This is a genomic window from Neobacillus cucumis (assembly GCF_023715505.1).
The window spans coordinates 79,715-106,359 of sequence record NZ_JAMBOH010000008.1; the positions used below are offsets into that span (position 1 = coordinate 79,715).

The following is a 26,645-nucleotide window of genomic DNA, read 5'->3' on the forward strand; positions in this document are numbered from 1 at the left end:
GTCGATGTTCAAAATTCGATTTGGCTATGTTTCACATGCAATTAGTTTATGGGACGCTTCCCCAGCGCATACGCTTACCTTTACCAGATACAAGCAGCTTAGTGCCGCAGAGCGCAAAGAAAAATTGCTTGAGGTGACGAAGCGGAATCTTCAGCATACATTAAGGATGCTTTACTATAATCTAGCCCACGAAATTGAATTGTACCGTTTCTCAAGCTCGATTGTCCCCTTGGCGACACATCCAGAGGTACGCTGGGATTTTACTACTCCCTTTTTAAAAGAATGGCAGGAAATTGGCGGCTTAGTAAAAAAGAATCGTTTGCGGGTCAGCTTTCATCCGAATCAATTTACCCTGTTTACTTCTCCCAAAAAGACGATAACCGAAAATGCCGTAATTGATATGACGTACCATTATCAGATGTTTGAAGCGATGGGGATCGTGGATCAGGCACTCATCAATATTCATATTGGCGGTGCTTATGGGGATAAGGCGGCCGCAGTGTCGCGGTTTTATGAGAACCTGACCACTTTGCCGGCACACATTAAAAAGGTGATGACTTTAGAAAATGATGATAAAACTTACACAGCTGAAGAAACCTTAACGATATGTAAGAAAGAGGGGATTCCGTTGGTGTTTGATTATCATCATCATATGGCCAATCTTAGTGAGGTGTCACTTGAGGAGCTGCTGCCTCAGATTTTTGAGACGTGGTCAACTGTCGAAGCTGTTCCGAAGGTCCATATTTCTTCGCCAAAAAATGAGAAGGAGTTCCGCTCCCATGCTGATTTTGTTGATCCGGAGTTCATCATGCCGTTTGTGAATTTATTGCGTGAACTCGGCCGGGATATCGATTTTATGATTGAGGCTAAGGCAAAGGATCAGGCAGCCTTAAAATTAGTCGAAGATTTAAGCAAATTGCGCGGCCTTAAGCGAATTAGCGGGGCAAGCCTTGAAATAAAGTGAAAGAGTCTCCGATTTTCTTGGAGACTCTTTTTTACTCTTCGATTAAATTGAGGACGGGAACATCTCTTTCATTCTCTGGATCTTTTCGGGTATAAATACGGGCCATTTTGGTATTTTCGTCGACATGTTGAATAATGACTGGGGTTCCATCATAGGTGACATTAATCATATCGGCTGATTCTAATATTTCCTTCGCTCTTCCAACATTCATCTGCTAGGTTCACTCCTACTCAATTTCCATCTTTAATATTTACATGGTTTTTGGAATCTATTCATCTTTTTAAAAATTGGCTCTGTAAATTTGGCTGTTGATTTCGCACTCCAATCAACAGAGTATAAAAAGCTATAATGTCGCTTAACAGAGCCTAAAAATTAAAACCCGGCTAATGCCCCCAACTAGGGAAGAAATAAGCCGGGCTTCTTACTGATTATTGCATATATCCCTGACCAGAATTGTTTGAAATATCCTGTCTTACCTGCTGAGCATCTGTTCCAGCAAAGCCTGGCTGCATGATTGATTGGGCTCCTGCAAAGCCGCCAACTTGCATGCTGCCTCCTTGTTGGCTCATTCCCATTTGATTAAAGGAACCACCTTGTTGGCCCATCGTATTAGCCCCCATGCTGCCTGCATTGCGGCTAGTGATCTGGCCATTGCTGCTATTTTGAATGTCTTGTCTTACTTGCTGTACATCTGTTCCAGCAAAGCCTGGCTGCATAACCGATTGTGCTCCTCCTTCGAAGCCGCCAACTTGCATAGTGCCACCTTGTTGGCTCATTCCACCTTGATTAAAGGAACCGCCTTGTTGGCCCATCGTACTAGCCCCCATGCTGCCTGCATTGCGGCTAGTGATCTGGCCATTGCTGCTATTTTGAATGTCTTGTCTTACTTGCTGTACATCTGTTCCAGCAAAGCCTGGCTGCATAACCGATTGTGCTCCTCCTCCGAAGCCGCCAACTTGCATAGTGCCACCTTGTTGGCTCATTCCACCTTGATTAAGGGAACCGCCTTGTTGACCCACAACTCCGCCCATAGAGCTATTTTGGATGTCTTGTCTTACCTGCTCTGCATCCGTTCCGGCAAAGCCTGGCTGCATAATCGATTGTGCTCCTCCTAAAAAGCCTGACTGCATATTAGACTGGGGACCTCCGGCCAACCCGCCGTATTGCATGCCGCCTCCTTGCTGGCCCAATCCCATATTGCCATTGCCCATGCTAACATTATTACTGCTACGTTGGATGTCCTGCCTTACCTGCTGAGCATCTGTTCCAGCAAAGCCCGGCTGCATAACGGATTGAGGACCTCCGGCAAAGCCGCCAAATTGCATACTGCCTCCTTGCTGGCCTACACCCATCATACCCATGCCGCTTCCTTGTTGACCCATTCCCATATTGCCCATGCTAACATTATTACTGCTATTTTGAATGTCTTGTCTTACCTGCTGGGCATCCGTTCCGGCAAAGCCCGGCTGCATAATTGAATTTGTTCCTGTAAAGCCGCCAAATTGCATGGATCCGCCTTGCTGCATTCCCATACCAGTTAATTGTTGTAATCCTTCATGGATTTGCTGCAGTGATTGATGGGCTTGCTGAACTGCTTGATAAATTCTATGCGGCATATAAATCCCTCCATTAATGTTTTAATCAAACAGTTATAGTATCTCTCCACCATCTTCCACTATTCTCATAAATTTATATTTTTTTCCATATAAAAAGCCCCTAGTATTAGTTACCTAACACTAGGGGCTTTTTGCAATCTACATTTTCTCTGGAGCCGACACGCCAATTAGCGCAAGCGCATTTTTAAGCGTTATTTGCACCGATTTAACCAATGCAAGGCGCGCTTTTGTACGGGCTGGATTTTCGCTATCAAGCACCTTGTCCGCATTATAGAAACTGTGGAAGGCCGACGCTAATTCTAAGATATAATTTGTAATCCGGTGCGGCACACGCTTCAGTGCGGCCTCACCAACAGCAGCCGGGAACTCGCCAATTTTCTTTAATAGGTCAACTTCCTTTTCAGAACCAATTAACGAAAAATCAGCATCCTCATCAACGCTGATTCCCTGCTCTAAGCCGGTACGAAGGATGCTGGATATCCGTGCATGGGCATATTGAGCATAGTATACTGGATTTTCGTTTGATTCGGACACAGCTAAATCCAAGTCAAAATCCATATGGGTATCCGAACTGCGCATCGCAAAGAAATAACGTGTCGCATCGAGGCCAACCTCATCGACCAAATCACGCATCGTTACCGCTTTACCGGTACGCTTACTCATCTTCATTTTTTCACCATTTTTATAAAGGTGAACTAATTGAATGATTTCAACCTCAAGGGCCTCGCTGTCATATCCTAAGGCCTGGATAGCCGCCTTCATCCGAGGAATATACCCGTGGTGGTCGGCACCCCAAATATTGATTAATTTTTCAAAACCGCGCTCAAGCTTGTCCTTATGGTAGGCAATATCAGGCGTTAAATAGGTATAAGAGCCGTCTTGCTTAATAAGCACACGGTCTTTATCATCGCCAAAATCAGTTGAACGAAGCCATGTTGCCCCGTCCTGCTCATAGATATAGCCGCTTTCACGCAGCGCCTCAAGTGCCTTATCAATTTTTCCATTTTTATAAAGGGAAGTTTCAGAGTACCACACATCAAAGCTGACACGGAAATCTTCCAGATCCTTCTGCAGCTTGCCCATCTCATACTTCAAGCCATAGTCACGGAAAAATTCGAATCGCTCCTCGTCTGGAACATTTACATACTTATCACCAAACTCTTCAGCCAAGGTTTTACCGATCCCGATAATATCAGCACCGTGATAGCCGTCCTCCGGCATGTCTTTCTCGAGTCCAAGCGCTTGGAAATAGCGCGCTTCTACGGATATTGCCAGATTATTAATCTGGTTGCCGGCATCATTAATATAGTATTCACGGGAAACATCGTAGCCAGCCTTCGCTAGGATATTGCTAAGCGAGTCGCCAACGGCCGCACCGCGGGCATGTCCAAGGTGCAGGTCTCCGGTTGGATTCGCTGAAACAAACTCAACCTGAACTTTTTGCCCTTTGCCAGTCGTCGTTTCACCGTAGTTGTCTCCAGCTTGAAGAACGGTCGGAATTAAATCTGTTAAATAAGCATTATTCATATAAAAATTAATAAATCCAGGACCCGCCAGCTCAATTTTTTCAATCGAGGCCTTCGTGCGGTCAAAATTATCGACTAATGCCTCGGCAATCATTCTAGGTGCCTTTTTCGCGACCCGTGCAAGCTGCATCGCCATGTTGGTTGAATAATCACCGTGAGCCTTTTCCTTTGGAATCTCAAGAATCACATCGGGGATCTGTTCTTCTGAAGCTAGTCCTGCCTTCAGTACTGCCGCTTTGATTTCTTCTTTTAGTTTTGTTTGTACCTGTTCTACTATATTCATATTTCATCCTCCTGAAAGGTTATCTCCATATGGTATGTGCCGGCAGGTGAGCCCTGCATCGTGAAATCATAAAGAATATCAATCAGACCCTTTGAAGACCTAAGTCTTCTTGTCATTGTCATCGTTTCAAATACCCCAAACGGCATCTCATAGCTGCCTCTTAGTTTTTTATGTAACCTGAATGGCAGACGCATTTTGATCGCTCCGCCTCTTAAAATCAGTGCTTCGTCCGGTGCCACCTTGACAATGGTGCGGACTGTGCCTTCTTCTAGCACTTCCTCATATTTAAGAAATGAAGCTCCTTCTTTCTCAAAATAGCGGCCAAACACCTTCAACTCAATCGTCTCCGAGCCTTCTTGCTGGTGAATCGTCGTTTTCACATTAATCTTCATTGGAATCTCTGTACTAGACAAACTTGACAAATATAACACTTCCTTTATCAAAAAGGAATTTATCATCCTCTTTAAATCATTATCCTAATCATCATAATTGACCTAAGTACATAAATGCATACTTTTCCTATTATAAACTTAGATAGCCAACAAATCAAAAAATGCCCGCCCCGCACAGGGACAGGCACCAAAATCAATGGTGTCAGGCACCATAAACTATCAAAACACTGTGGAAATACAATAAATAGTGACAGGCACCGTTTGTACTGTTACCACTTATTTTACCCAGCCAAGGATCATTTCGCGAAGCAGTTTGCTGGCGGTGTTGGCTGTTTGTTCTGATGGATCATAGATTGGTGCAACCTCTACTAGGTCACCGCCCACAACGTTTACCTCAGAACGGGCAATTGCATGGATGGATGCCAACAGTTCTTTTGAGGTGATACCGCCTGCATCTACGGTTCCTGTTCCTGGCGCGTGTGCAGGGTCTAATACATCGATGTCGATGGTCACATAAACCGGACGGCCCGCTAGTGTAGGCAGAATTTCCTTTAGTGGCTCAAGGACTTCAAATTTAGAGATATGCATGCCATTTTCTTTCGCCCATTGTAACTCTTCCTTCATGCCGGAACGGATTCCAAAAGAATAAACATTTTTTGGCCCAATATGTTCCGCAATTTTCCGGATTGGCGTGGAATGTGATAATGGTTCGCCTTCGTATTCCTCGCGCAGATCCGTGTGGGCATCAAAATGGATAATCGCTAAATCAGGATACTTTTTATACACAGCCTTCATAACTGGCCAAGATACAAGGTGTTCCCCACCCATGCCCAGTGGGAACTTGCCAGCCTCTAGAATCTGGTCAACAAATTCTTCAATCATATCAAGGCTGCGCTGTGCATTACCAAATGGAAGTGGAATGTCACCTGCATCAAAATATTTTACCTCTTCCAGCTCACGGTCAAGGTAAAAACTATATTCCTCAAGACCAATGGACACTTCACGAATACGGGCAGGGCCAAATCGTGAACCTGGGCGGTAACTCACCGTCCAATCCATCGGCATCCCGTATAATACAACCTGGCTATCTTCAAAATTTGGGTGACTTTTAATAAACACATTGCCTGAATAGGCCTCATCAAAACGCATGCTAAATCCCTCTCTTTTATGTACTTCAAAAAATCGCAAAGGACTTTTGTGACTGTTTGCTGCTCTATTACTTCAATAAATCCCCAACAAACTTTGGTAAAACAAATGCTGCCTTATGCAGTTCTTTTGTGTAGTATTTCGTTTCAATTTCATAGAAGCGGTCCTCGCTAACCTCAAGCGGATCATATTTCTTTGAACCGATCGTAAACGCCCATAGACCACTTGGGTACGTTGGAATATTGGCCACATACAAACGGGTAATCGGGAAAATCTCTCTTACATCGCGTTGAACATTTCGAATTAAATCCGCTTTAAACCATGGATTATCCGACTGTGCCACGAAGATACCATCTTCCTTTAATGCCTTTGCAATCCCCGCGTAGAATCCTTTTGTAAACAGGTTCACCGCAGGACCTACTGGTTCGGTTGAATCTACCATAATCACGTCATACTCATTGTCGCTTTTTGCAATATGCATAAATCCATCATCGACAAGAACATCGACACGCGGATCATCGAGCTTGCCGGCAATTTCAGGAAGAAATTTCTTTGAGTATTCGATTACTTTTCCATCAATATCCACTAGGGTTGCTTTCTTTACACTTGGGTGCTTTAGGACTTCCCGGATCACTCCCCCGTCGCCGCCGCCGACCACGAGCACGTTCTCAGGGTTTTGATGGGTGAATAATGGTACGTGTGCAACCATTTCATGGTAAACGAATTCGTCCCGCACTGATGTCATCACCATGTCGTCTAGCAACAGCATGTTGCCCCACTCTTCGGTTTCTATCATATCAAGCTTCTGAAATTCAGTTTGTTCTGTATGTAAGGTTTTGTTGATTTTCATGGTGATCCCAAAGTTTTCAGTTTGCTTTTCTGTAAACCAAATTGACATGACCAACTTCCTTCCATTTCGCATATAGTCCAGCGGCCGCTTCTGCTTTTCTTTTTGTCCAGCTCCAGCGCCCAGCGACTAGTGTATTGGCCCTCACCTCCCTACGATAAGTCAACATCGAATCGCTTACGCTCTTCGTGTTTCCTTTATCTCAGTCGGCGCGGTCCAATCCATACGTCGCTAAACGGGCACTTCTGCTTTTCTTTGTCCAGCTCCAGCGCCTAGGGGCTCGGGGTCATAAGCTTATCCAGTTGCGGCTCCTTGGGACTCGAGTTATAAGCCACCCCCTGAAGAAGGCAAAAAGCGCCTTCTTGCAGGGTGCGTCTTATACCTTCGTCCCAGAACAGTCGCCTCCACATTTAGGTCAATCCGTCAAAAAGGCTAAAAAGCAGCCTTCTCGCCGGCTCGTCTTATGCCTGTCGCCCCTGGTCAAGGCGCTTCCGCTTTTTTCTTATGCTACCCAAACTATTGAATTACAAACATAAGAAAAAGTCTAGTAAAATTTAAAGAATTTTTCCATGAATGTTTAAAATGACTCTATTTTTTCAATACTATTACTATCTAATTTTTTAAAAAATGGAAATAGAGGTGAGGGACATAATGGAAATCATGACTGATCAAGGGTTTCGAAAGACAATCAAATATTTGCGGGCATTTATTATCATCAGTTTGATAGGCATGATTTGTATGCTCATCCTCTTTGCCGGCGTGCTTGGCTATGCAAAAATACTAGGGGCACCGCCACTTGCTGTTCCGCAATCGACGTTATTTTTTGCTGACAATGGCACCTTGATCGGTGAAAGTAACAGCGGTCAAAAGCGCTACTGGGTCAACATGAAAGATATTTCACCGGATTTAGTTAATGCCACTGTCTCCGTTGAGGATAAAAACTTTTACCACCATCACGGCTTTGATTTTAAACGAATTGCCGGAGCCGTTGTCGCCGATGTTCGAGCCTTTGCCAAAGTGCAAGGGGCGAGCACCATCACCCAGCAATATGCACGGAACCTGTTTCTTGAGCACGATAAAACCTGGAAGCGTAAGCTGACCGAGGCGTTTTATACCATTCGCCTCGAGATGAACTATTCCAAGAAGGATATTCTTGAAGGTTATTTAAATACCATTTACTACGGCAATGGCGCTTATGGGGTGGAAGCAGCCAGCCAATATTATTATGGAAAAAAGGCCTCCCAATTAACCCTTGCTGAAGCAAGCATGCTCGCAGGAATTCCGAAAGGACCGGGGATCTACTCACCACTGGCCAACATCGGAAAAGCCAAAACCCGTCAGGCGATTATTTTAAAAACAATGGTTGAAAACGGCTATATTTCTAAAAAGGCTGCACAAGCTGCCGCGGCCGCACCGCTTCATTTAGAAGGTGTTCACACTACCCAAAAGGTGAAGGTGGCACCTTATTTCCAGGATGCTGTCCGGAATGCGCTCAAAAACCAGCTTCATTTAGATGACCGAACGATCGCCCTAGGAGGGTTAAAGGTTTACACGACGCTTAATATAAAGCAGCAGGAAGCAGCCGAAAGGCAAATCAAAGAAAAGGTAGCCAGCTCCTCTGAAATTCAAGTCGGCCTTGTTGCAATGGATCCGAAAACTGGTGATATTAAAGCAATGGTTGGCGGCCGGGATTATGAAAAAAGTCCATTTAACCGTGCCGTTCAAGCAATCAGGCAGCCCGGCTCAACCATCAAGCCCTTGTTGTATTATGCTGCCCTTGAGCATGGCTTTACCCCATCGTCAACGATGAGGAGCGAGTATACAACGTTTCATTTTGATGATGGTCAGGCCGATTACACACCACATAACTTTAATAACAAATATGCAAATGGGGAAATCACGCTTGCCCAAGCTCTGGCCGTGTCTGACAATATATTTGCCGTCAAAACACATTTATTTTTAGGCGAAGACACCCTAATTGAGACAGCTAAAAAATTCGGTTTGTCTACAAAAATGGCGGAGGTGCCGTCACTTGCTTTAGGTACCTCCGGAGTCCGTATGATTGATATGGCCAATGCATATAGCATGCTTGCAAACGGAGGAAAACAAGTTCATCCTGAGCTAATTACAAAAGTGGAAGACTATAACGGAAATGTGATTTTTGAAAAAGATGAACATCATGAGCGGGTATTAAATGCGGCTAGAGCATACGTCATGACGCAAATGTTAACGGGGATATTTGATTCGAAATTAAATGGCTATGCAAAAGTAACCGGAAGCACGGTGATCAAAAATATCACTCGGCCGTATGCAGGAAAATCCGGCTCAACGGAAACGGACAGCTGGATGATTGGCTATTCTCCGCAGCTGGTTACAGCCGTCTGGGCAGGCTATGACGTCGGAAAGCCCATTGAAATGGTTGCCGAAAAAACATACGCCAAGAAAATTTGGGCCAATTTTATGGAGGATGCCCTAAAAGGGAAACCGGTTAAGGCATTTAAAGCACCAAAAGAGGGTGTAATCGGGCTGTACGTTGATCCGGATAACGGAAAACTGGCGACAAAGGATTGCCCTGTCCGCCGATTTACGTACTTCGTCAAAGGGACCGAGCCCACCGAATATTGCACTGATCACTTAAAGAACGCTCCTCACGGCAACAAAAAGAATACAGAGGAGAAAAAGGTACCTTGGTATAAGAAAATAATGCCTTGGGAATAGAATAGCGGAAGGGCCCGGTGAATTAACTGGAGCTAACGTCTTTCGAAGTCAAGTTTTTACTATACTTATATGAGGAAATAGAAAAGCTCCGGATTGCTCCGGAGCTTTTCTTGTCCTAGTTTTACAGTGCTTTCACACTGACTATATCTTACCTTATTTTTAGAAAAAACTTCAAGAATTAATCTTGCATATTTTTCTAAAAAAATTATTCTTCCAAGAGTCCCTTCTTTAGTTCCTCAGAAGAGTTCTCCCATAATACCTCATTGTGTGCACGCAGGAAATCTGCCAATACCTTTTTAGAAGGGTCATCCATCACATCGACGATAATATGGCGCTTAAGAGATTTATCCATGCGGTTGACATGCTCCGGCAAGGATTTGTAGCCGCGGCGGATTTCTCGGTCAACGGTCATATAGCAAGCTGTAACACCCGCATAATAAGGGCCTTCCTCATTGCGGTCAATCGTTACCCAAACCAGCCAATAAGGCTTGCCGTTCGGTACATCTTCTTTATTGGACAAAAATTTAATTCCTTTTTCCACGGCACTGCGGGCATGCATGGCGCCGATATCAATCTCGGCCTCGCCTGCCTCGATATCAATAAACACCGGTGATACATTATCAAGGCTCAAAGCCCCTTTTCCAAATCCTTTATGACCATCCATCGGGTCACTTTTTTTGATAATATTAAAACCAAGTTTTTTCTTATTTTCTTCCATTGAAAAATAAACCTCCTAAAAAAACAGTGTATAGAAGAAGTTGCTTAATCCTTCCCTTACCCCTGGGACGACGAAGCTAAAAATAGGCTGTATGGTAAATTGGTCGAGCGGGGTAATCACGAGAATTAAAAAAATCAGCATTCCGTACTGTTCGTATTGTGTCATTTTTGCACGAACATGATGAGGTGCAAGGTCCTCTAGTATTCTGTAGCCATCCAGCGGCGGAAGTGGGATCAGATTGAAGATGAACAGAACGATGTTTAAATTAATAAAAATCATTAGGAATTCATCAAAATGAGCAGAGGACGTTACATTGAAACGCATCAAGCTATATCCGACCATAAAACCGAGCGAGGCTAGGATAAGATTTGAAAGTGGGCCAGCTGCTGAAACTAGGATGCCGGCAAGACGCGGCTTTTTAAAATAAAAACGATTAACCGGTACTGGACGTGCCCAGCCAAATCCCGCCAGGAAAATAAGGATTGTTCCAATCGGATCTAGATGCTGAAGCGGATTTAGGGTCAGGCGGCCTTGCTTTTTTGCCGTATTGTCGCCAAATTTATAGGCTACATAGGCATGGGCAAATTCATGGAACGTGAAGGCAAAAATAAGGGTAATCGCCACATAGGGAATTAGCCGCAGTGGGTAGGCCAAGTGGAATCCATCCATTTCATTTCTCCTTCCTAATTATAAACCGTTACGAGGAATGGCTAAACCATGTTTCATTTGAACCATTACTTCTGTATTTCTTTAAGTATAACTGATACCGCTTGTAAAAAGAAAATCAAAAGTGCACACAATATTGCACTTTTTGTAGGTTTGTGGAACACTACAAGTAGTTCATTTAAAAGGAGGAAAGAATAATGCCATATGTAACAGTTAAGATGCTTGAAGGACGCAGCGAAGACCAAAAACGGGCATTGGTTGAAAAAGTAACTGACGCTGTCAGCGAAACAACCGGTGCCCCAAAAGAAAACATCACCGTCTTCATCGAAGAAATGAGCAAAAACAACTACGCAGTAGCCGGCGTCCGTGCTAGCGATAAATAAAGCAGACACAGTGAAATTAGGAAAAATAGGAGCAGCGGTGACAGGCACCATGTGAAATTTTCACAATATTGCTTCTTCTATCCACCCAAAAAAACCGCCTGGGTTCGGTCTTCATCTTGACCTGAACTCGGCGGTTTTTGAATTTTATTGAACTTTACCTTTGAGTTTTTCAATGTATTGATAGGCCTCATCAATTTCTTCTAGTGTATAGCGCTGACTCGCCTTTAAAGTAAACACTTTATCGGCAACTTCTTCTTTTGAGAGATTATCAAAATACAAAACCGTTGAAACTAACTCGAGGAATCTAGCATTTTGCTCGTTCATATCATTAAAACAATCCTCTAAACACGGCATCTCCACTTCATTTAAGCTTAAAAACTCTTTCCCCGAGTCTGTCAGCGTATAGCGATATTGATAGTATCCGCCCTTCTTCTCTTTTACCTCATTTAGAAAACCCATATTACAAAGTTCTTCTACTCTGGTCGTTAGTTCCTCTGAATAGGGACCATAAAAATGAAACTGGAACCGCTCATGAAAAGGGAAATCTACCTTTTTCGCAATATATATCATCTTCTGCAGCTTTTTTCTCCCGGTAATCTCACCAGAAACCAAAATCGCCTGCATCAGCTTCGCATGATCTTTTAACAACATTCGTCATCTCCTACTCCATTTAAACAGATCTCTATCGGTGTCAGGCACCATTTCTCATATTTATACTATGTTAAGATCTCTAATGGTGTCAGGCACCATTTCTATTCCAATAGGGCACGTATTTGCTTTTTAAGTTCACTTTGGTTGGAATCGTCTTCTATGAAGTCGGCCGGGTAATAGAGTTTATGGTCCGTTCTCCTCTTTCCGGAAATGGCATCGACGATTTCTGATTCACGGGAAAGCTCTCGTAATTCCCCATTTTTCATTAACAAATGAATCGGCAGCCGTTCTTCCTCCTCGCCTGGACGATAGAAGTCATAAGGCAAGTCCGAGGATGAATCAACCACCAAATAATAGTCAGGATCAATCCCTGCTTTTTCAAATAAAACGGTTAATTCTGTAAGTTTTTTATATTCCTTAGCAGGGTCAAATTCCGCATACTTAAATAGATTGCGGTTAACAAAGCGGTGGCAAAGATCACTTATAATCGGATCCTGCTCTTCCTGCCAGATCTGAAAATAATAAAAACACACAGATTCATCCAATTTTAAATAGTCTTCCAATGTAACCTGCTCTTTGAACAAAGATGTGAAGTGGATCGGTTCAAGCTTAAAAGAGTAGTTATTCTCATATAGGAACTTCGCGCGGTGTAGGATTTTCGTTAAGATCACTTCGGCACTGCGAGAGACAGGATGGAAGTAGACCTGCCAGTACATCTGATAGCGGCTCATAATATAGTCCTCAACCGCATGCATGCCGCTCTTTTTAATCACAACCTGCTCTTCTCTGGGGCGCATTACCCGTAAAATCCGTTCCATATCAAATTGGCCGTAGCTGACACCCGTAAAATAGGCATCCCGCTGCAAGTAATCCATCCGGTCGGCATCAATCTGACTGGAAATCATGCTGACAACCAGCTTTTTTGCAGAGGTTTTGGCTATGACCTCAGCAACCTGCGTCGGAAAATCAGGGCTAACCCTTTGAAGAACCTTATTGACTTCTGTATTTCCTAAAATGATGGCACGGGTTAGGTCTTCATGGTCAAAATCAAATACTTTTTCAAAGGAGTGGGAAAATGGGCCATGCCCAAGGTCGTGGAGAAGCGCCGCACATAGTGTGAGCAAGCGTTCATCATTGTTCCATTCCGGTCTGCCGGCAAAGACATCATCTATCATACGGCGGACAATCTCATAAACTCCGAGAGAATGGTTAAATCTGCTGTGTTCTGCACCGTGAAAGGTTAAAAAAGTCGTTCCGAGCTGCTTAATCCGGCGCAGACGCTGAAATTCTTTTGTTCCGATTAAATCCCAAATCACTCGGTCTCGGACATGGACATAGCGATGAACGGGGTCCTTAAACACTTTTTCTTCCATTAACTTTTCTGCCGAATATTGCATGGAATACCCTCTTCCTCAAAACAAATGCTAACTTTCTTACCGCCAATCGGCCAGTGAAATCATTATTCCTATTATATACCAAAAACCAACAAAATTCCGCAGGATTTTTCGACATCAATAGGTGCCTGTCACTATTTACAATACAAAGAGATTACCAATGGTGTCAGGCACTATTTCTACTATTAACGGATGATAAAGGGTGTCAGGCACTAGCACTAAAAAGAAAAAATCACCTGTGGTCTAGGGGGACGTAGGTGATTATCTTATTCATGATCTATTCTTCAGCCGCAGCTTTACTTAATCTTTTTATTTACCTTCTCCATTAATTCCTCTTCCGTTAATGCCGCAACAGGGCGGTTGTTAACGAAGGCAAAAGTCTTTTTCCGGCCAGGACCGCAATAGGATTGGCAGCCAATTTTGATTTCCGCATCCGGATCAATTTCTTTCAAACGAGGGATTAATGTCTTTAAATTCACAGCCTGGCAATCATCGCAAACGCGAAATTCATTGGACATTTCATCCACCCCTTTCTATCGTCAATCTATTATCTACTCACTATTTTATCCAATTAACACCAACAGTAATTTGCTAAATACAATTATCTTATAAACCGTCTAACTCCATAGGTCATTTTACAGGTTCTTTTTTTTCAATGCAAGTTGAAATCATTAGTAACTCTTGTCAAACATCCTTGAATCTTTTAGTTAAAAAAACTACTATCCTTGTATTCATTTTGGTATAAACCCTGAAAAACTTGTCCATCCTAAGACTAGAACTTTAAAATAACGTCGGTCAATGGAGCTGACAAATTGGTAAATTCAATTAGGGAGTTGAAAAATATGAAAGTTCGTCAAGATGCATGGACAGATGAAAATGACTTACTTTTAGCTGAAACCGTTCTTCGTCATGTAAGAGAAGGCAGCACCCAGCTAAATGCGTTCGAGGAGGTTGGGGATAAACTGAACCGCACTTCAGCCGCCTGCGGCTTCAGATGGAATGCCGTCGTCCGCCATCGCTATGAAAAAGCATTGCAATTAGCGAAAAAACAGCGAAAACAAAGACAAAGAGTGTTAGGAAAAGACCAAGGCGGCAAGAAAAAGCTGCTCTACAATCCGCCAGTTCCTGCTACAGATGAAATAGACACACTAGCACCACTGCATGTGGAAATGCCGATGGAAACAACCATTAACATGCCGGAAATGCCGGAAATGTCAGATATGCCAGATATGCCAGATATGCAGACAGAAATTGCTGCTGAAACCTATGTGAAACCGACTCCTTCTGCAGTACCGAGCTATCGAACCGCTGCACCAACTGGAGGACTTTCTCTTGATGCTGTTATCTCTTATTTACAAAACTTTCATCATGCCAATCTGCAAAATGAAGCACTAAAAAGTGAGAATGAAAGATTGAAAAGAGAAATTGCTGAATTAAGAAAGCAAAACGAGGAAATGGCCGCGAAAATCGAAGGGCTGGAGCAGAATACCGAAACCATTCAGGAAGATTACGAGACGCTGATGAAAATCATGAATCGTGCCCGTAAACTTGTATTATTTGAAGAAGAGGAAAGACCCGCTACTAAATTCAAAATGGACCGGAATGGCAACCTTGAAAAAGTAGCCGAGTAAGCATCTTTCCAGATAATTATTGGGAGAAGAGGCAAAGCGCAGCAGCACTTAATATAGAAAGCCGTAAATCTATCGAATAGATTTACGGCCTTTTTATTAAGGAAATTCCTCAGTAACGCTAGATTAACCCTTTAAATTCATCATCTCCGCAATTTTTTCATTTCGGTCAACGACACGTTGATAGTACCCTGGAAACAAACTAAGCTCGAACTCATTCAGCTGCCCAGCATACAAATAATCACTATTCGTTTTTAACTGCTTAAGTAACCGCAGCATCACATCAGAGATCGTCAATTCCACACCGAATAATTCCGACAGTGAGGCCATCACCGCAGGAACAACTTCCGGATAATCAAATTTCGTTTCCACCTCTTTTTTGGCAAGCTCGTAAAATCCCCTTACCATTTCAGCCCGCTTTGAGCCGCTCCCATTGACGCACAAATAAATCTGCACCGCTACCCCACGTTTTAAACGCCGCTGTGAAATCCCGGCAAACTTTTTCCCGCCGATACTTAGGTCATAACTTCCCGGGCAATAAGAGCCAACAATTTCCCTTGCCTCAATCGGCTCCGAAAAATCGGCAAACATCTGCTGAATTAGCTGCCACATGACATCATAGCCGCGATTAATATCAATCCCTTTTGCAGCCTCTGGAAAAATTAACGAGATATTGAGGACCCCCTCATCAAGCACAACCGCTAACCCCCCGGAATTCCGGACAATCGGCTGATAGCCCTGTGCAGTCAAAAATTGAATGCCCTCCTGTAAAAATGGCAATCTCGTATCCTGTATCCCTAATACCACCGTATTATGGTGCACCCACGTTCGCGCCGTTGCCGGTGCCTCACCTGCACCCACAGACGCGCATAATGTATCATCCGTTCCAAAAGATTGTAATGCTTGAAAATGAATCCCAACCGCCGACTGGTCGATGATCCGCCATTCGTGCTGGCGCAGTAAACCTTCCATTTTTGTAACTCCTTAATGGTTTAATAGGCTTATTTTATCAAAAAAAAGGGAATTTAAACAGCCTGGCCAAGTCCACTCCTTCTTTGAACCTAGAAAAAAGAGCCAGTCCTATCTTGGACCAGCCCATTCTTTATTATAATCCTTGTGCAGCTGTAATTAACGCAAGCTTGTATACATCTTCTTCGTTACAACCGCGGGATAGATCGTTTACCGGTTCATTTAACCCTTGTAAAATCGGACCTACCGCTTCAAATCCGCCTAAACGCTGTGCAATTTTATAACCGATGTTTCCTGCTTCAAGGCTTGGGAAAATAAACACATTGGCATCCCCCTGCAGCACAGAACCAGGTGCCTTGCTTTTTGCAACAGAAGGAACAAACGCGGCATCAAACTGGAATTCTCCGTCCAATACAAGTGATGCATCGCGGCGCTTTGCTTCTGCCACAGCCTCCGCGACACGCTCAGTTTCCGGCGATTTAGCAGAACCCTTTGTAGAAAAGCTTAACATCGCAATCCGCGGCTCGATATCAAACATTTCCGCTGTTTTCGCACTCTCAATCGCAATCTCGGCTAAATCATTGCTATCTGGAGCAATATTAATCGCACAATCAGCAAATACATATTTCTCATCTTCACGAACCATGATGAACACACCAGACGTCTTCTTCACGCCTGCTTTAGTTTTAATAATTTGCAGCGCAGGGCGAACCGTATCAGCCGTAGAATGAGCCGCACCGCTGACAAGACCGTGTGCTTTATTTAAATACACAAGCATGGTGCCAAAATAATTTTCGTCCAGCAAAATTTTGCGGGCATCTTCTTCCGTTGCCTTTCCTTTGCGGCGGTCAACGAATGCAGCTACTAACTCGTCCATTCCTGCATATGTAGAAGGGTCATAAATTTCTGCAGACTCCAAAGAAACGCCAACCTCGTTTGCCTTTGCCTGCACTTGTTCAATGTTGCCTACCAAAATAGGTGTAATTAAATTTTCTTCAGCCAAACGGCTGGCTGCGCGAATAATCCGCTCATCTAATCCCTCTGGAAAAACAATCCGCAAATTGCGGCCAGAAATCTTTTGTTTTAAACCTTCAAATAAATCACTCACGACAATATCCTCCCTTAGAAAAACTACCTCTTCTAGCATACTTTACCAAGGTGAAATTTCAAGCAATGTACGTCACAGGTAGCGGTTTCATTAAAAAGTTTTTGTTTTCAAAAAATTGCACTCTCGCTCTTACTATTTACCCTTTTTTATAAAAATATCCACTTCTCTACATTTAGGGTTTTATTAAGGCGGCACTTGGTCAAACTATGATATAGTTAAGATTGGAAATAAGAAGAATGATTATTTAGGAGTGATTATAATGAGTGAAGCAGCACAAACGCTTGATGGCTGGTATAGCCTTCATGATTTCCGCACCGTTGATTGGACAACATGGAAAATGCTTCCGAGTGATGAGCGCGAGGCCGCCATTCACGAGTTTCTAAGTCTTGTTGAAAACTGGAACGAGACACAGGCACGCAAAGAAGGCAGCCATGCTTTATATACAATCGTCGGCCAAAAGGCTGATTTTATGATGATGATTCTTCGTCCAACGATGGAGGAACTAAACGAAATTGAAACCCAATTCAATAAAACAAAATTAGCAGAGTTTACGATTCCTGCTCATTCCTATGTATCCGTTGTTGAACTCAGTAATTATCTGCCAGCAGGTGAGGACCCATACCAGAACCCGCAAATCCTTGCACGCCTTTACCCAACATTGCCAAAAGCCAAGCATGTCTGCTTCTACCCAATGGACAAGCGCCGTCAAGGCAATGATAACTGGTACATGCTGCCGATGGAAGAGCGCCGCAGCTTGATGCGCAGCCACGGTATGATCGGACGTACATATGCAGGCAAAGTAAAACAAATCATCACCGGTTCAGTTGGTTTCGACGATTACGAATGGGGCGTTACCCTCTTCGCAGAAGACGTGCTCCAATTTAAAAAGCTCGTCTACGAAATGCGTTTTGACGAAGTCAGCGCCCGTTATGGCGAATTTGGGGCCTTCTTCGTTGGCAATCTGCTAGAGGAAGAGCGTGTACCTAGATTCCTTCACGTTTAAATTAGAATGCTTCAGTGCCTTGATTAGGTGCTAAAGCTAGACTGTACCCGAGGTTCAATGATATCTATTTTAAAAAGTTCTCGAGGCTTTGGCTCCGAGAACTTTTTTCTGTTTTAAACAGCCATTCAATCAGTCATAATTCAATCCTTTTTCTCATACTATTTAAACAGCGAGTCTCAAGATTTAAGCTCCGAAAGTCTCATCAAAAAGAGGTGAGAAAAGAGCCAAAAAAACTGTCACGATTTTGGGTTCAAAGGAGTATGAATACAATTGTTAGGTCATTCGTCTATCCACAATACTATTGAATGAGTTTTATAGGAGGGAAAAAGATGAACCAATATTACAATCCACAAGGATTCCAGCCTTATACAGGGGCGGCCGGCCAGCAAGGCGCTCAGCCAATTGCGGGCGGGCAAGGTTTTATGCCTGGTCAACAAGGTTTTCCACAATTTCCGCCGGCTGGGGCCGGAAGTGTGCCACAAACACCGCCCCAAGGCGCTGCAACTGCACCTGGCATGCTGCCAATTGAGCAGTCATACATCGAAAACATTCTCCGCTTGAACAAAGGAAAATTAGTTAGTGTATTTGCAACTTTTGAAGGAAACAACCAATGGAATGCCAAAGAGTTTAAAGGAATCATTGAAGCAGCCGGTCGTGACCACGTAATCTTAAGCGATCCGCAAGTCGGCACGCGCTATCTCATACCGATGGTTGCGGTAGATTATATTACCTTCTCCGAAGAAATCGAGTATGAGTATCCATTTGGCGGCGGCCCATCATTAGGCACTTATCCTCCAAGGTAAAAAGAAAAGCAGAAGCACCTTGAACTGGGGCGCAAAGCTACAGACGAGCCGGCGAGAAGGCTGCTCTTTGGCCTTCTTGATGGATTGGCTTATGACCCCAAGCCCTTAGGCGCTGGAGCTAGACAATCAGAAAAGAAAAGGCATTGGGACCTTCCCCAATGCCTTTTCTTATTAAAAGTTTTTAACTGCTCCAACGATCATTAATACCCATGCCGCCAAAAAGCAAACCCCGCCAATTGGTGTAATCGCACCTAAAACGCCAACCTTTGTTAAGCTTAAAAGATACAAGCTGCCGCTGAAGAAAATAATCCCCACGAGCATTAACCACCCGGACCAATTAAAAAGGGAGCTCGTTGCCACTTTTCCAAGAAGCAGACCAATAATAAGAATCCCCGTGGCATGAAACATTTGATAGGTTACACCCGTTTTCCAAATTTCTAAATAATGGGCATCGAGTCTATCCTTTAGACCATGTGCACCGAACGCTCCGAGCGCCACCGCCAAAAAGGCGTTAATGGCCCCAACAATAATAAATGCTTTCATATCAAAATTCCCCCATCTTAAAAATCAAATAGTGAATCTCCATTTGCCTCATCATCCATTTCGATCTTTTTAGGCTGCTGTAAGGATGAGCCTTGCTGAAACACTTGTTGATTCATTAATGGCTGTTGATAAACCTGCCGTGTGATTACCGGCTGTGCCGTTACTGCAGCAGGCTTCGTACTCACCTGTTTTTCATCTAGTATGAGTTCGCATAATATTTTAATAGAGTAAATCTTTTCCCGCAAGTTTTCTTCCTTTGCGCTAGTTTTGGCTAAACTTAATTCCTCTTCTATTTTGGCCAGTAATTTCTCAACAGATATATTCATGTGGGACACCTCTAAGTTCAATCTCATTTTTATTCTACATGATTATCGGCTATTTTACGAAAAAATAGACCTCATCAATTACTCGACATGTTTCACGTGAAACATGTCGATATTTTAGATTGAATATCCCCCCATAGAGAGCAATTGGAAACCAAATACCATATTTTGTAGAATAAGTTGAGGGTTTCGTAGAATCACTAGCGCCTTTCGTAGAATTACGCTTACTTTTGTAGAATCCAACCTTATTTTTGTAGGATTCCCCGTCAAATCACTTTAAAACCCGGACCATTCCTGGTCCGGGCACCCATTTAACCTAATATTCTTTGATAGATTGACTTGGCGTGGAGCAAATCCTTTGTTCCATGGATGAGCGCGCGGCCATCTTGAAAAATAACCATCCGTTCTGCGCCCATTTCAACCGATATCAAGTATGGATTGCCTTTAACTTGGTAGCCTAACTGACTTAGCTGTCCCGCAAGCTTCTCGAGCGAAACATCTCCATAACTAGACGGCCGGATCTGGACGGTATCGCGGCCGCACAGGACGGAGGTCTTTGTCATGTTTTCTTGGTCCAAATAAGGATAGGACCGCTCCTCGCCGCACGACAAGCAGCCGGGAAATTTAGCCTTAGACATTTTTAGGCTTGTGTATTGATTGCGCCACAAATCAAAGCTGACAAAGGTGGCCCTGACTGCTTCCCAGTCCTCCACCAGTATCTTCAAAGCCTCAGCGGTTTGGTGGGCGATGACCATTTGCACAGCGGGGGAAATAATTCCTCCCGTATCGCAAGTCATTCCCTGAAGCGGGATAGTCCGCAGTAAACAATTCAAACATGGAGTTTTCCCGGGGATAATCGAAAAACTCATCCCAAAGCTGCCGACGCAGGCACCATAAATCCACGGAATATTGTATTTCTGGGAAACATCATTCATAACCATCCGGGTTTCAAAGTTATCAGTCGCATCAATCATTAAATTAATACCAGCAACCAATTCTTCCAGCAGCTCTGGGGTAGCATCGCCGATTATTGCCTGTATCTCTACATCTGAGTTAATTGCCCGGAGCCGTTTCTCCGCTGCAGCCGCTTTTGGTAGTTTTTCCGCTACATCCTCTTCGGTATATAGTTGCTGGCGCTGAAGGTTGCTCTCTTCCACATAATCTCTGTCAACGATGGTTATTTTTCCGACTCCAGCCCGTGTCAACACCTCGGCGCTCCCGGAGCCTAAGGCCCCTGCCCCAATGATGAGGACATGCTTTTGACTAATCTTTGTTTGCCCTTCTTTTCCGATTCCAGAAAAAAGGACTTGCCGTGAATAGCGCTCGTTCATAAAATCCCCCCCCAATCGATAAGAAAAGCGCAAGGCGCCCGCCTATCGGCGACAAGCACAAGACGAGCCGGCCGAAAGGTTGTTCTTTAACCTTTTGGACGGATTGGCTTGTGTCCTCGAGCCGATGGCGCCTGGAGCTGGACAATTCTCGAAGTCAAAATTTATACTTTCTTATCTCTTAAGAAAAACTCGCCTACTTGGCGAGTTTCATTTTAGTTGAGCTGGCTTTACATCAACCGCCGCTTACCGGTGGAATAAAAGCAACCTCATCGCCTTCACGAATCACCTCATCATTTGAGGCAAACTCCTCATTAATAGCAGTCATCACGGTGTCCATCCGCGGCAAATCATATTTAGCAGCTAATTCTGCCTTCAATTCAGCAACCGTTTTGCCAGCTGCCTCTAGGGTCAAAAACTCTTCACCAACAACATCACGCAAATGCGCAAAAAACAAGACCTTATTCATCTAAATCACCCGCCTCCGGTTTACCGCTCGGATATGCAACCGTTTCAAGTTGATTACCCATCCACTCTTCGCCATCTTCCCAATGTTCCTTCTTCCAGATTGGGACGATTTCTTTAATCCGTTCAATTGCATAGCGGTTAGCTTCATAAGCATCAGCGCGGTGCGGCGTTGAAACGGCAATCACGACCGCCACATCGGTAATATCTAAACGGCCGACACGGTGCGTAATCGCTACCTTACATCCTTCCCAGCGTTCCTCTATTTCCCGGCCAATCTGCTCCAGCTTCTTAACAGCCATCGCTTCATATGCCTCATAGATCAAAAACAAGGTTTTCTTGCCCTTCGTTAGTTCCCGGACGGTCCCAATAAAAGTAGTAATCGCACCCGCTTCACGTTGGATTACTTTATCAATCACCGTTTGAATATCAATCGGTTCCTTTGAGATTTCATACAGCTTCATTCTTTCACCTCTTCTGTTAAACGCTTGGGTACGGCGTTCTCCACCACTTGGTAGCCGCCAATCTTCTCGACCTGTTCTTTAAAAGCAGGTGATTGGATAATCTTAATAAGCTGCCGGCCGCTGTCACTTTCAAAAAACTCGAGTTTCATCACTAAATCATATTCTTCATCGGCAACAGGTATAAAATCTAACCCCATCGCCTTTGCTGCTGGATAAATTCCTAGTCCTGCAACAGACACATCACCCTTCACTTCCGCCGCCACGGCTAAATGCGAAAACATCTCGCGCTCATAGCCAGTAATCTCCTCAGCCGTAAGGCCTGCCTCATCTAAAAGTAAATCAAACAAGATGCGGGTGCCAGCTCCTTTTTGCCGGTTTACAAAGTTGGCGTCAGCCCGAACTAAGTCTGTGACGGATTCAATTCCCAGCGGATTTCCCTTTGGCAGAATCCAGCCCTGCTTCCTTTTTAAAAAAGGATATAAAACAACATCTTGACCTGCCAAAAATTTATTTACATAAGATATATTGTACTGTTTTGTACTTGGGTCTAGCAAATGAATCCCCGCTACGTGGGCCTCACCTTTTCGAATCGCCATGATGCCAGCCATACTGCCGACATGGGAGGAGACAATTTTCATCTCTGTCCGTTCGCGCTTCAGCTGAGATGATAACAGATCGATGGTTAGGTCATGGCTGCCGCTGAACACTATTGCCTTCTTGATTTCTTCAAGCGGTCGTAATAATTCGGCCTCAGCGGTATCTCCCTGTTCATAACCGCTGATATTAGGCGGAACAATTAACAGGGCGTCTGCTCTGACATAGGACATGGTGACCCCTGCTGCTCGGGTGAGCGGGTTGGCTACAAATTGTCCATTCACATAGCCGATATTCATTCGGACAAAATCCTCTGCCCCCATCGATGAAACGATACGGCGGCCAAGCTTGACCATTACCGTTTGCCGCTTAGGAACAGGAATACCTAAATACTTACAGATTAAAGGCTGGACAAACCATTCGAGCGCCAAATAAGCTGACACCGGATAGCCCGGAACACCGACAACGACTTTGCCGTTTATTTTTCCTAAAATAACGGGTTTGCCAGGCCGTGCGGCGACCCCGTGGGTAAATACTTCGCCAATTTCAGCAATGATGTGGACGGTAAAATCCTTTCGTCCTGCCGAAGATCCGGCATTAATGACAATGATATCCGAGGTTTCCGAAGCTTTCAAAAGGACTTCCTTAATATTTTCAGGCTCGTCCTTAACGATGCTATGGAGGCGCGGTTCACCGCCCCAATCCTTCACAAATCCGGAAAAAACAGTGCCGTTAAACTCGATAATTTTCCCAGTTGCTAGTTCAGTATGGGCCTCAACCAATTCATTCCCCGTTGGAATAATCGTGACAACCGGTTTCTTAACAACCGGTACCGTCAGCTGCTGTGCCGCCAATAACACGCCTAAATCAGCGGGTCTTAACAAATGGCCTTGCGGAAATAGCATCTCTTCCTGCACAATATCCTCGCCAATCGGGCGGATATGCTGCCAAGGGGTGGCCGGTTCAATAATTTCAATTGTTTCTTCGTCAACGATATGAACATGCTCAATCATAATCACCGCATTAAACGGTGAAGGAATGGCGTTGCCCGTATCGACAAAACAAAATTGTTCACCTATCTTAAGGTATTGAGGATTTTGTTCGTGTGCCTGGTAGGTGCTTTCTGCGATAACAGCAATCCCATCCATTGCGGAGGCATGGTAGTGCGGCATGGATACATGTGCAAAAATTGGTTCGGCGGTCACACGACCTAGAGCATCAACCGCTAGAATCATTTCCATTTCAGGGGTCTCTAGAAAAGCTGCAAGAATCTCTTCTCTTGCTTCCGCGCGGGGTTTATCTTCTAAATAAATTTTGCGTTGATATTGTTTTTGTTCCATTGACTAAATCCCCTTACCTTGATGGAATCACAGGAACCCATTCACCCTGTGAAACTCCTTCTTTTTCTGAACTAATCTCGACGAGACCATCGCTTTTTACCAATGTGGTAATCAAGCCGGATTTTCCGATAATCGGCTCAGCCCACCATTCGCCCTCATTTTCAAACAGACGGGCGCGGATATAATCGGCCCGGCCCATGGAGGATGGGATATTCTTGGTTATTTTTGCAAAAATCCGCTCCGGTTTACGATCGCACTTTTCTCCTTTTAGCTTGCGGAGGACCTGTTCACCGAACAATTTAAAAATAATCATCGCGCTGGCTGGATGTCCAGGCAGGCCAATGACAGGCTTTCCATTTGCCAATGCCAGAATTGTAGGTTTTCCCGGCTTAATGCTGATTCCGTGGACGAAAACTCCCGGATCACCCAACGATTGAATGACATCTGTTGTATAATCCTTCGCTCCGACCGAACTGCCCCCCGAAAGGATTAAACAATCGACCTCCTCATAAAGGGATTGGGCACGCTCTCGAAACTCGTCAAAATCGTCACGGACAATCCCGCCGTATACAACCTCTACATTCCACTCCTGGACTAGCCCTGCGATCGTTAGATAGTTAATATCGCGAATTTGCCCCTCTCGCAATGTTTCTGTTTGGTAAGGGACAATTTCATCACCGGAAGACAGATACCCGACCTTTAGTTTCCTAAAGACCGTCACGTGGGTGATACCTAAAGAGGCAAGAGCGCCCAATTCCTGCGGCCTAAGCTTTGTACCGCGGCCCAGAAGGATCTCCCCTTCTCGAATATCTTCACCCGCCCGAATTACGTTTTCACCAGGTGCAATCTGCTTGTACGTGTTGAGGAGCGTATCGACATCCTCACAGTGTTCAATCATGATAACGCTGTCACAACCCTTTGGGAGCATGCCTCCGGTCGGCACATAAACGGCAGTTCCTTGGGTTACTTCAACAGTTGGGACCTCGCCCATTTTCACCTCACCCATAACGGTTAAAAAGCCGGGCATGGATTCTGAGGAACCATACGTATCTTTCGCACGGACGGCGTAGCCATCGACAGTCGAGCGGTCAAAACTCGGCACATTTTCCTTGGCAGTCACCGGACTCGCTAAAATATAATGAAGGGCACGAGAGAGCTCTCTAATCTCTGTTTGCTCAATTGCCGGAATTTTTTCATCTATCAAGTTAAATGTCTCTTCAACTGTTTTGACTTTGAAAAATTGCATGGTTCCCTTACTCCCCCTTAAGTAGTCCTACATGTTTGTAAAATCAGACTCAGCCCACTTTTTCGCCTCTATATATTCCTCTGGATCGTTCATATTAAAAAAGACTTTAGTTAACTCGATATGACTATAAGTTTCTAATTCCTTTTCGGTTAGGTACAGAACGTTCAAATGGTCAAGTAAATGCTTCATCCGCAGCTGACCTGCTTTAATCCGTTCCTCCACAACTGCGGCTGCTTGCTTTTTAAAAACAGCAAATAACGGATGCTGTTTGCCATTAACCACAGGTATGACCGCATCATAGTGCAAGGCATTGTTAACCAGGGCTTCGGCCAGCTCTCCAGACACAAACGGCATATCACAAGCCACAATAAAATTAACATCGTAGTCTGACGCCATAAGGCCTGCGTGTACTCCGGCGAGCGGCCCCATGCCAGGGTATTGATCCGTGATCATTCGTACACCTAAAAATTCATATTGTTCAGAATCATTCGTTACTAGAATTATATCATCAAAAAGAAGTTTTAGCCTATCTGCTATTCTTTCAATATTCGTTTTTTCATTTATTTTCAGCAGGGCTTTGTTGGTGCCCATCCGGCTGGATTTCCCGCCTGCTAGAATAATGGCTGCAGCTTTCATACATTCTCCTCTCAATGAATCACTTTTTTCTCCCTCACCGGAGAATATCCATTATCTTGAGCAACAAAGTCAAGGTGAATCGATAAAAGATCTAATAAGGCAACTGAAGGCTTTGTTATAAATTGTTTTGTATCTATAATTTTAATATAGCATTTACATTGTTCGCAAACCTGGATTTGCATAGCAGATTCGCCCTCTATTGATAAAAAGTGAATGGTTGTATGATCTTCATTACCGCAATGCGAGCACTCTAAGCTTTTCGCATGCCAGTGGGCATGGCAGCGCGGGCATTGAATAACCTTCTTTCCTTCCTCATCAAGTGTCGCCAGCCTCACTGGTTCAAAACATACAGGACAATATTCACTTAAATTCATTTGTTCAACTTCTGGCTGAGCCTTTTCTGAGATTACTTGTAAAAAGGGACGAAGAGCAACCTCAGCAAGGAATTGAGGGATTGATTCTAAGATTTCATGTTCTTCGGCGAAGCGCTTAAAATAAGTATAGTTCACAAAAAAGGCCTCTCCAAACCAATCAATTAACGTTTCCTCCGTTAACAGACTGGGGATTTTTAATAATTCTGACTCTATTTCAGGTTTAAAGCTAATCATTAAATCTATTAATTCGCTTATCCACCGTTTGTATCGTGGCATATCCAACTCAAGTTCCGCTAATTCAACAATAGGAGCCCCTGCTTCTATTTCCGCTTGATCAAAGTTGATTTTGAAGGATTTCGATGCTATTTGAAGCTTCCACTGCTCCTGAAGTATGATAATTTCCTTTTGCAGTTCCTGGTATTCATTTGAAACAACGGACTTAATCATCGTTTGCACACCTCTTATATTCATTTATCTGGTTTCATCAATGTTTCATGGGGACATGCTTTATCTTTAT

28 protein-coding genes are annotated in these 26,645 nt (G+C 44.0%); 6 read left to right on the forward strand and 22 right to left on the reverse strand.

Annotated elements, in window-relative coordinates; translation table 11 throughout:
• Positions 1-4 precede the first annotated feature (4 nt).
• A complete protein-coding gene (gene uvsE / locus M3226_RS13655) occupies positions 5-964 on the forward strand; it encodes a UV DNA damage repair endonuclease UvsE (RefSeq protein WP_251566233.1) in 960 nt (319 codons plus the stop codon).
• A 31-nt stretch (positions 965-995) separates the two neighbouring features.
• Here uvsE and M3226_RS13660 read toward each other — a convergent pair whose 3' ends face one another.
• From M3226_RS13660 to speE, 6 genes are all read right to left on the reverse strand, one after another.
• The gene (locus tag M3226_RS13660; RefSeq protein WP_251566235.1) at positions 996-1,175 is read right to left on the reverse strand and encodes an H-type small acid-soluble spore protein; all 180 of its coding nucleotides are present in this window, start codon (positions 1,173-1,175) and stop codon (positions 996-998) included.
• Between the two features lie 217 nt (positions 1,176-1,392).
• Entirely contained in the window at positions 1,393-2,580 is a 1,188-nt protein-coding gene (locus M3226_RS13665) for a hypothetical protein (protein ID WP_251566237.1), read from the reverse strand.
• Positions 2,581-2,718: 138 nt separating this feature from the next.
• Positions 2,719-4,389, reverse strand: a complete 1,671-nt coding sequence (gene argS, locus M3226_RS13670) for an arginine--tRNA ligase (protein ID WP_251566239.1) — start codon at positions 4,387-4,389, stop codon at positions 2,719-2,721.
• Positions 4,386-4,820, reverse strand: a complete 435-nt coding sequence (locus tag M3226_RS13675; RefSeq protein WP_308211944.1) for a DUF1934 domain-containing protein — start codon at positions 4,818-4,820, stop codon at positions 4,386-4,388. The genes argS and M3226_RS13675 overlap by 4 nt, the downstream gene beginning before the upstream one ends.
• A 237-nt stretch (positions 4,821-5,057) precedes the next feature.
• Positions 5,058-5,930 carry an agmatinase gene (speB, locus tag M3226_RS13680; protein ID WP_251566242.1) on the reverse strand — a complete coding sequence of 291 codons (873 nt, stop codon included), beginning with the start codon at positions 5,928-5,930 and terminating at the stop codon, positions 5,058-5,060.
• Positions 5,931-5,997: 67 nt separating this feature from the next.
• A complete protein-coding gene (speE, locus tag M3226_RS13685) occupies positions 5,998-6,825 on the reverse strand; it encodes a spermidine synthase (protein ID WP_251566245.1) in 828 nt (275 codons plus the stop codon).
• 600 nt (positions 6,826-7,425) lie between these two features.
• Here speE and M3226_RS13690 point away from each other — a divergent pair.
• Positions 7,426-9,492, forward strand: coding sequence for a transglycosylase domain-containing protein (locus M3226_RS13690; RefSeq protein WP_251566247.1), 2,067 nt, complete (start codon positions 7,426-7,428; stop codon positions 9,490-9,492).
• A gap of 205 nt (positions 9,493-9,697) precedes the next feature.
• Here M3226_RS13690 and M3226_RS13695 read toward each other — a convergent pair whose 3' ends face one another.
• Complete coding sequence (locus M3226_RS13695; RefSeq protein ID WP_251566249.1) at positions 9,698-10,210, reverse strand: YwhD family protein; 513 nt, start codon at positions 10,208-10,210, stop codon at positions 9,698-9,700.
• Positions 10,211-10,225: 15 nt separating this feature from the next.
• Positions 10,226-10,879, reverse strand: coding sequence for a site-2 protease family protein (locus tag M3226_RS13700; protein WP_251566252.1), 654 nt, complete (start codon positions 10,877-10,879; stop codon positions 10,226-10,228).
• 194 nt (positions 10,880-11,073) lie between these two features.
• Between M3226_RS13700 and M3226_RS13705 the strand changes: the two genes are divergently transcribed.
• Complete coding sequence (locus tag M3226_RS13705; RefSeq protein WP_251566254.1) at positions 11,074-11,259, forward strand: 2-hydroxymuconate tautomerase; 186 nt, start codon at positions 11,074-11,076, stop codon at positions 11,257-11,259.
• Between the two features lie 144 nt (positions 11,260-11,403).
• Here the strand turns inward: M3226_RS13705 and M3226_RS13710 are convergent, their stop codons facing one another.
• The 3 genes from M3226_RS13710 to M3226_RS13720 form a co-directional block, all read right to left on the reverse strand.
• The gene (locus M3226_RS13710) at positions 11,404-11,907 is read right to left on the reverse strand and encodes a YwgA family protein (RefSeq protein ID WP_251566412.1); all 504 of its coding nucleotides are present in this window, start codon (positions 11,905-11,907) and stop codon (positions 11,404-11,406) included.
• Positions 11,908-12,011: 104 nt separating this feature from the next.
• Positions 12,012-13,307 (reverse strand): HD domain-containing protein, encoded by a 1,296-nt coding sequence (locus M3226_RS13715; protein ID WP_251566256.1) that lies wholly within the window; start codon positions 13,305-13,307, stop codon positions 12,012-12,014.
• A gap of 293 nt (positions 13,308-13,600) precedes the next feature.
• The gene (locus M3226_RS13720; RefSeq protein ID WP_007087472.1) at positions 13,601-13,822 is read right to left on the reverse strand and encodes a DUF1450 domain-containing protein; all 222 of its coding nucleotides are present in this window, start codon (positions 13,820-13,822) and stop codon (positions 13,601-13,603) included.
• A 324-nt stretch (positions 13,823-14,146) separates the two neighbouring features.
• Here M3226_RS13720 and M3226_RS13725 point away from each other — a divergent pair, with 324 nt between their 5' ends.
• A complete protein-coding gene (locus M3226_RS13725) occupies positions 14,147-14,935 on the forward strand; it encodes an RsfA family transcriptional regulator (protein WP_251566258.1) in 789 nt (262 codons plus the stop codon).
• Between the two features lie 123 nt (positions 14,936-15,058).
• Here the strand turns inward: M3226_RS13725 and M3226_RS13730 are convergent, their stop codons facing one another.
• The gene (locus M3226_RS13730) at positions 15,059-15,904 is read right to left on the reverse strand and encodes a lipoate--protein ligase family protein (RefSeq protein ID WP_251566260.1); all 846 of its coding nucleotides are present in this window, start codon (positions 15,902-15,904) and stop codon (positions 15,059-15,061) included.
• Positions 15,905-16,037: 133 nt separating this feature from the next.
• A complete protein-coding gene (pta, locus tag M3226_RS13735) occupies positions 16,038-17,009 on the reverse strand; it encodes a phosphate acetyltransferase (RefSeq protein ID WP_251566262.1) in 972 nt (323 codons plus the stop codon).
• Positions 17,010-17,268: 259 nt separating this feature from the next.
• Here pta and hemQ point away from each other — a divergent pair, with 259 nt between their 5' ends.
• A complete protein-coding gene (hemQ, locus tag M3226_RS13740) occupies positions 17,269-18,012 on the forward strand; it encodes a hydrogen peroxide-dependent heme synthase (protein WP_251566264.1) in 744 nt (247 codons plus the stop codon).
• Positions 18,013-18,341: 329 nt separating this feature from the next.
• Entirely contained in the window at positions 18,342-18,815 is a 474-nt protein-coding gene (gene gerQ, locus M3226_RS13745; RefSeq protein WP_251566266.1) for a spore coat protein GerQ, read from the forward strand.
• Positions 18,816-18,986: 171 nt separating this feature from the next.
• On the opposite strand, the gene M3226_RS13750 is transcribed toward gerQ, so the two are convergent.
• The 9 genes from M3226_RS13750 to M3226_RS13790 form a co-directional block, all read right to left on the reverse strand.
• Positions 18,987-19,358 (reverse strand): DUF423 domain-containing protein, encoded by a 372-nt coding sequence (locus M3226_RS13750; RefSeq protein WP_251566268.1) that lies wholly within the window; start codon positions 19,356-19,358, stop codon positions 18,987-18,989.
• 17 nt (positions 19,359-19,375) lie between these two features.
• Positions 19,376-19,684 carry a YwdI family protein gene (locus M3226_RS13755; RefSeq protein ID WP_251566270.1) on the reverse strand — a complete coding sequence of 103 codons (309 nt, stop codon included), beginning with the start codon at positions 19,682-19,684 and terminating at the stop codon, positions 19,376-19,378.
• A gap of 308 nt (positions 19,685-19,992) precedes the next feature.
• On the reverse strand, positions 19,993-21,012 hold the full coding sequence (locus tag M3226_RS13760) for a thiazole biosynthesis adenylyltransferase ThiF (RefSeq protein WP_251566272.1): 1,020 nt from the start codon (positions 21,010-21,012) through the stop codon (positions 19,993-19,995).
• A gap of 232 nt (positions 21,013-21,244) precedes the next feature.
• Positions 21,245-21,478, reverse strand: a complete 234-nt coding sequence (gene moaD, locus M3226_RS13765) for a molybdopterin converting factor subunit 1 (RefSeq protein ID WP_251566273.1) — start codon at positions 21,476-21,478, stop codon at positions 21,245-21,247.
• Positions 21,471-21,938: a molybdenum cofactor biosynthesis protein MoaE gene (locus tag M3226_RS13770; RefSeq protein ID WP_251566275.1), complete on the reverse strand. Its 468-nt coding sequence runs from the start codon at positions 21,936-21,938 to the stop codon at positions 21,471-21,473. The genes moaD and M3226_RS13770 overlap by 8 nt, the downstream gene beginning before the upstream one ends.
• Positions 21,935-23,872 carry a molybdopterin biosynthesis protein gene (locus tag M3226_RS13775; protein ID WP_251566277.1) on the reverse strand — a complete coding sequence of 646 codons (1,938 nt, stop codon included), beginning with the start codon at positions 23,870-23,872 and terminating at the stop codon, positions 21,935-21,937. The genes M3226_RS13770 and M3226_RS13775 overlap by 4 nt, the downstream gene beginning before the upstream one ends.
• A gap of 13 nt (positions 23,873-23,885) precedes the next feature.
• Positions 23,886-25,118, reverse strand: a complete 1,233-nt coding sequence (locus M3226_RS13780) for a molybdopterin molybdotransferase MoeA (protein ID WP_251566279.1) — start codon at positions 25,116-25,118, stop codon at positions 23,886-23,888.
• A 27-nt stretch (positions 25,119-25,145) separates the two neighbouring features.
• Positions 25,146-25,754 carry a molybdenum cofactor guanylyltransferase gene (gene mobA, locus M3226_RS13785; RefSeq protein WP_251566281.1) on the reverse strand — a complete coding sequence of 203 codons (609 nt, stop codon included), beginning with the start codon at positions 25,752-25,754 and terminating at the stop codon, positions 25,146-25,148.
• An 11-nt stretch (positions 25,755-25,765) separates the two neighbouring features.
• Positions 25,766-26,575: a formate dehydrogenase accessory protein FdhE gene (locus tag M3226_RS13790; protein ID WP_251566283.1), complete on the reverse strand. Its 810-nt coding sequence runs from the start codon at positions 26,573-26,575 to the stop codon at positions 25,766-25,768.
• Between the last annotated feature and the right edge of the window lie 70 nt (positions 26,576-26,645).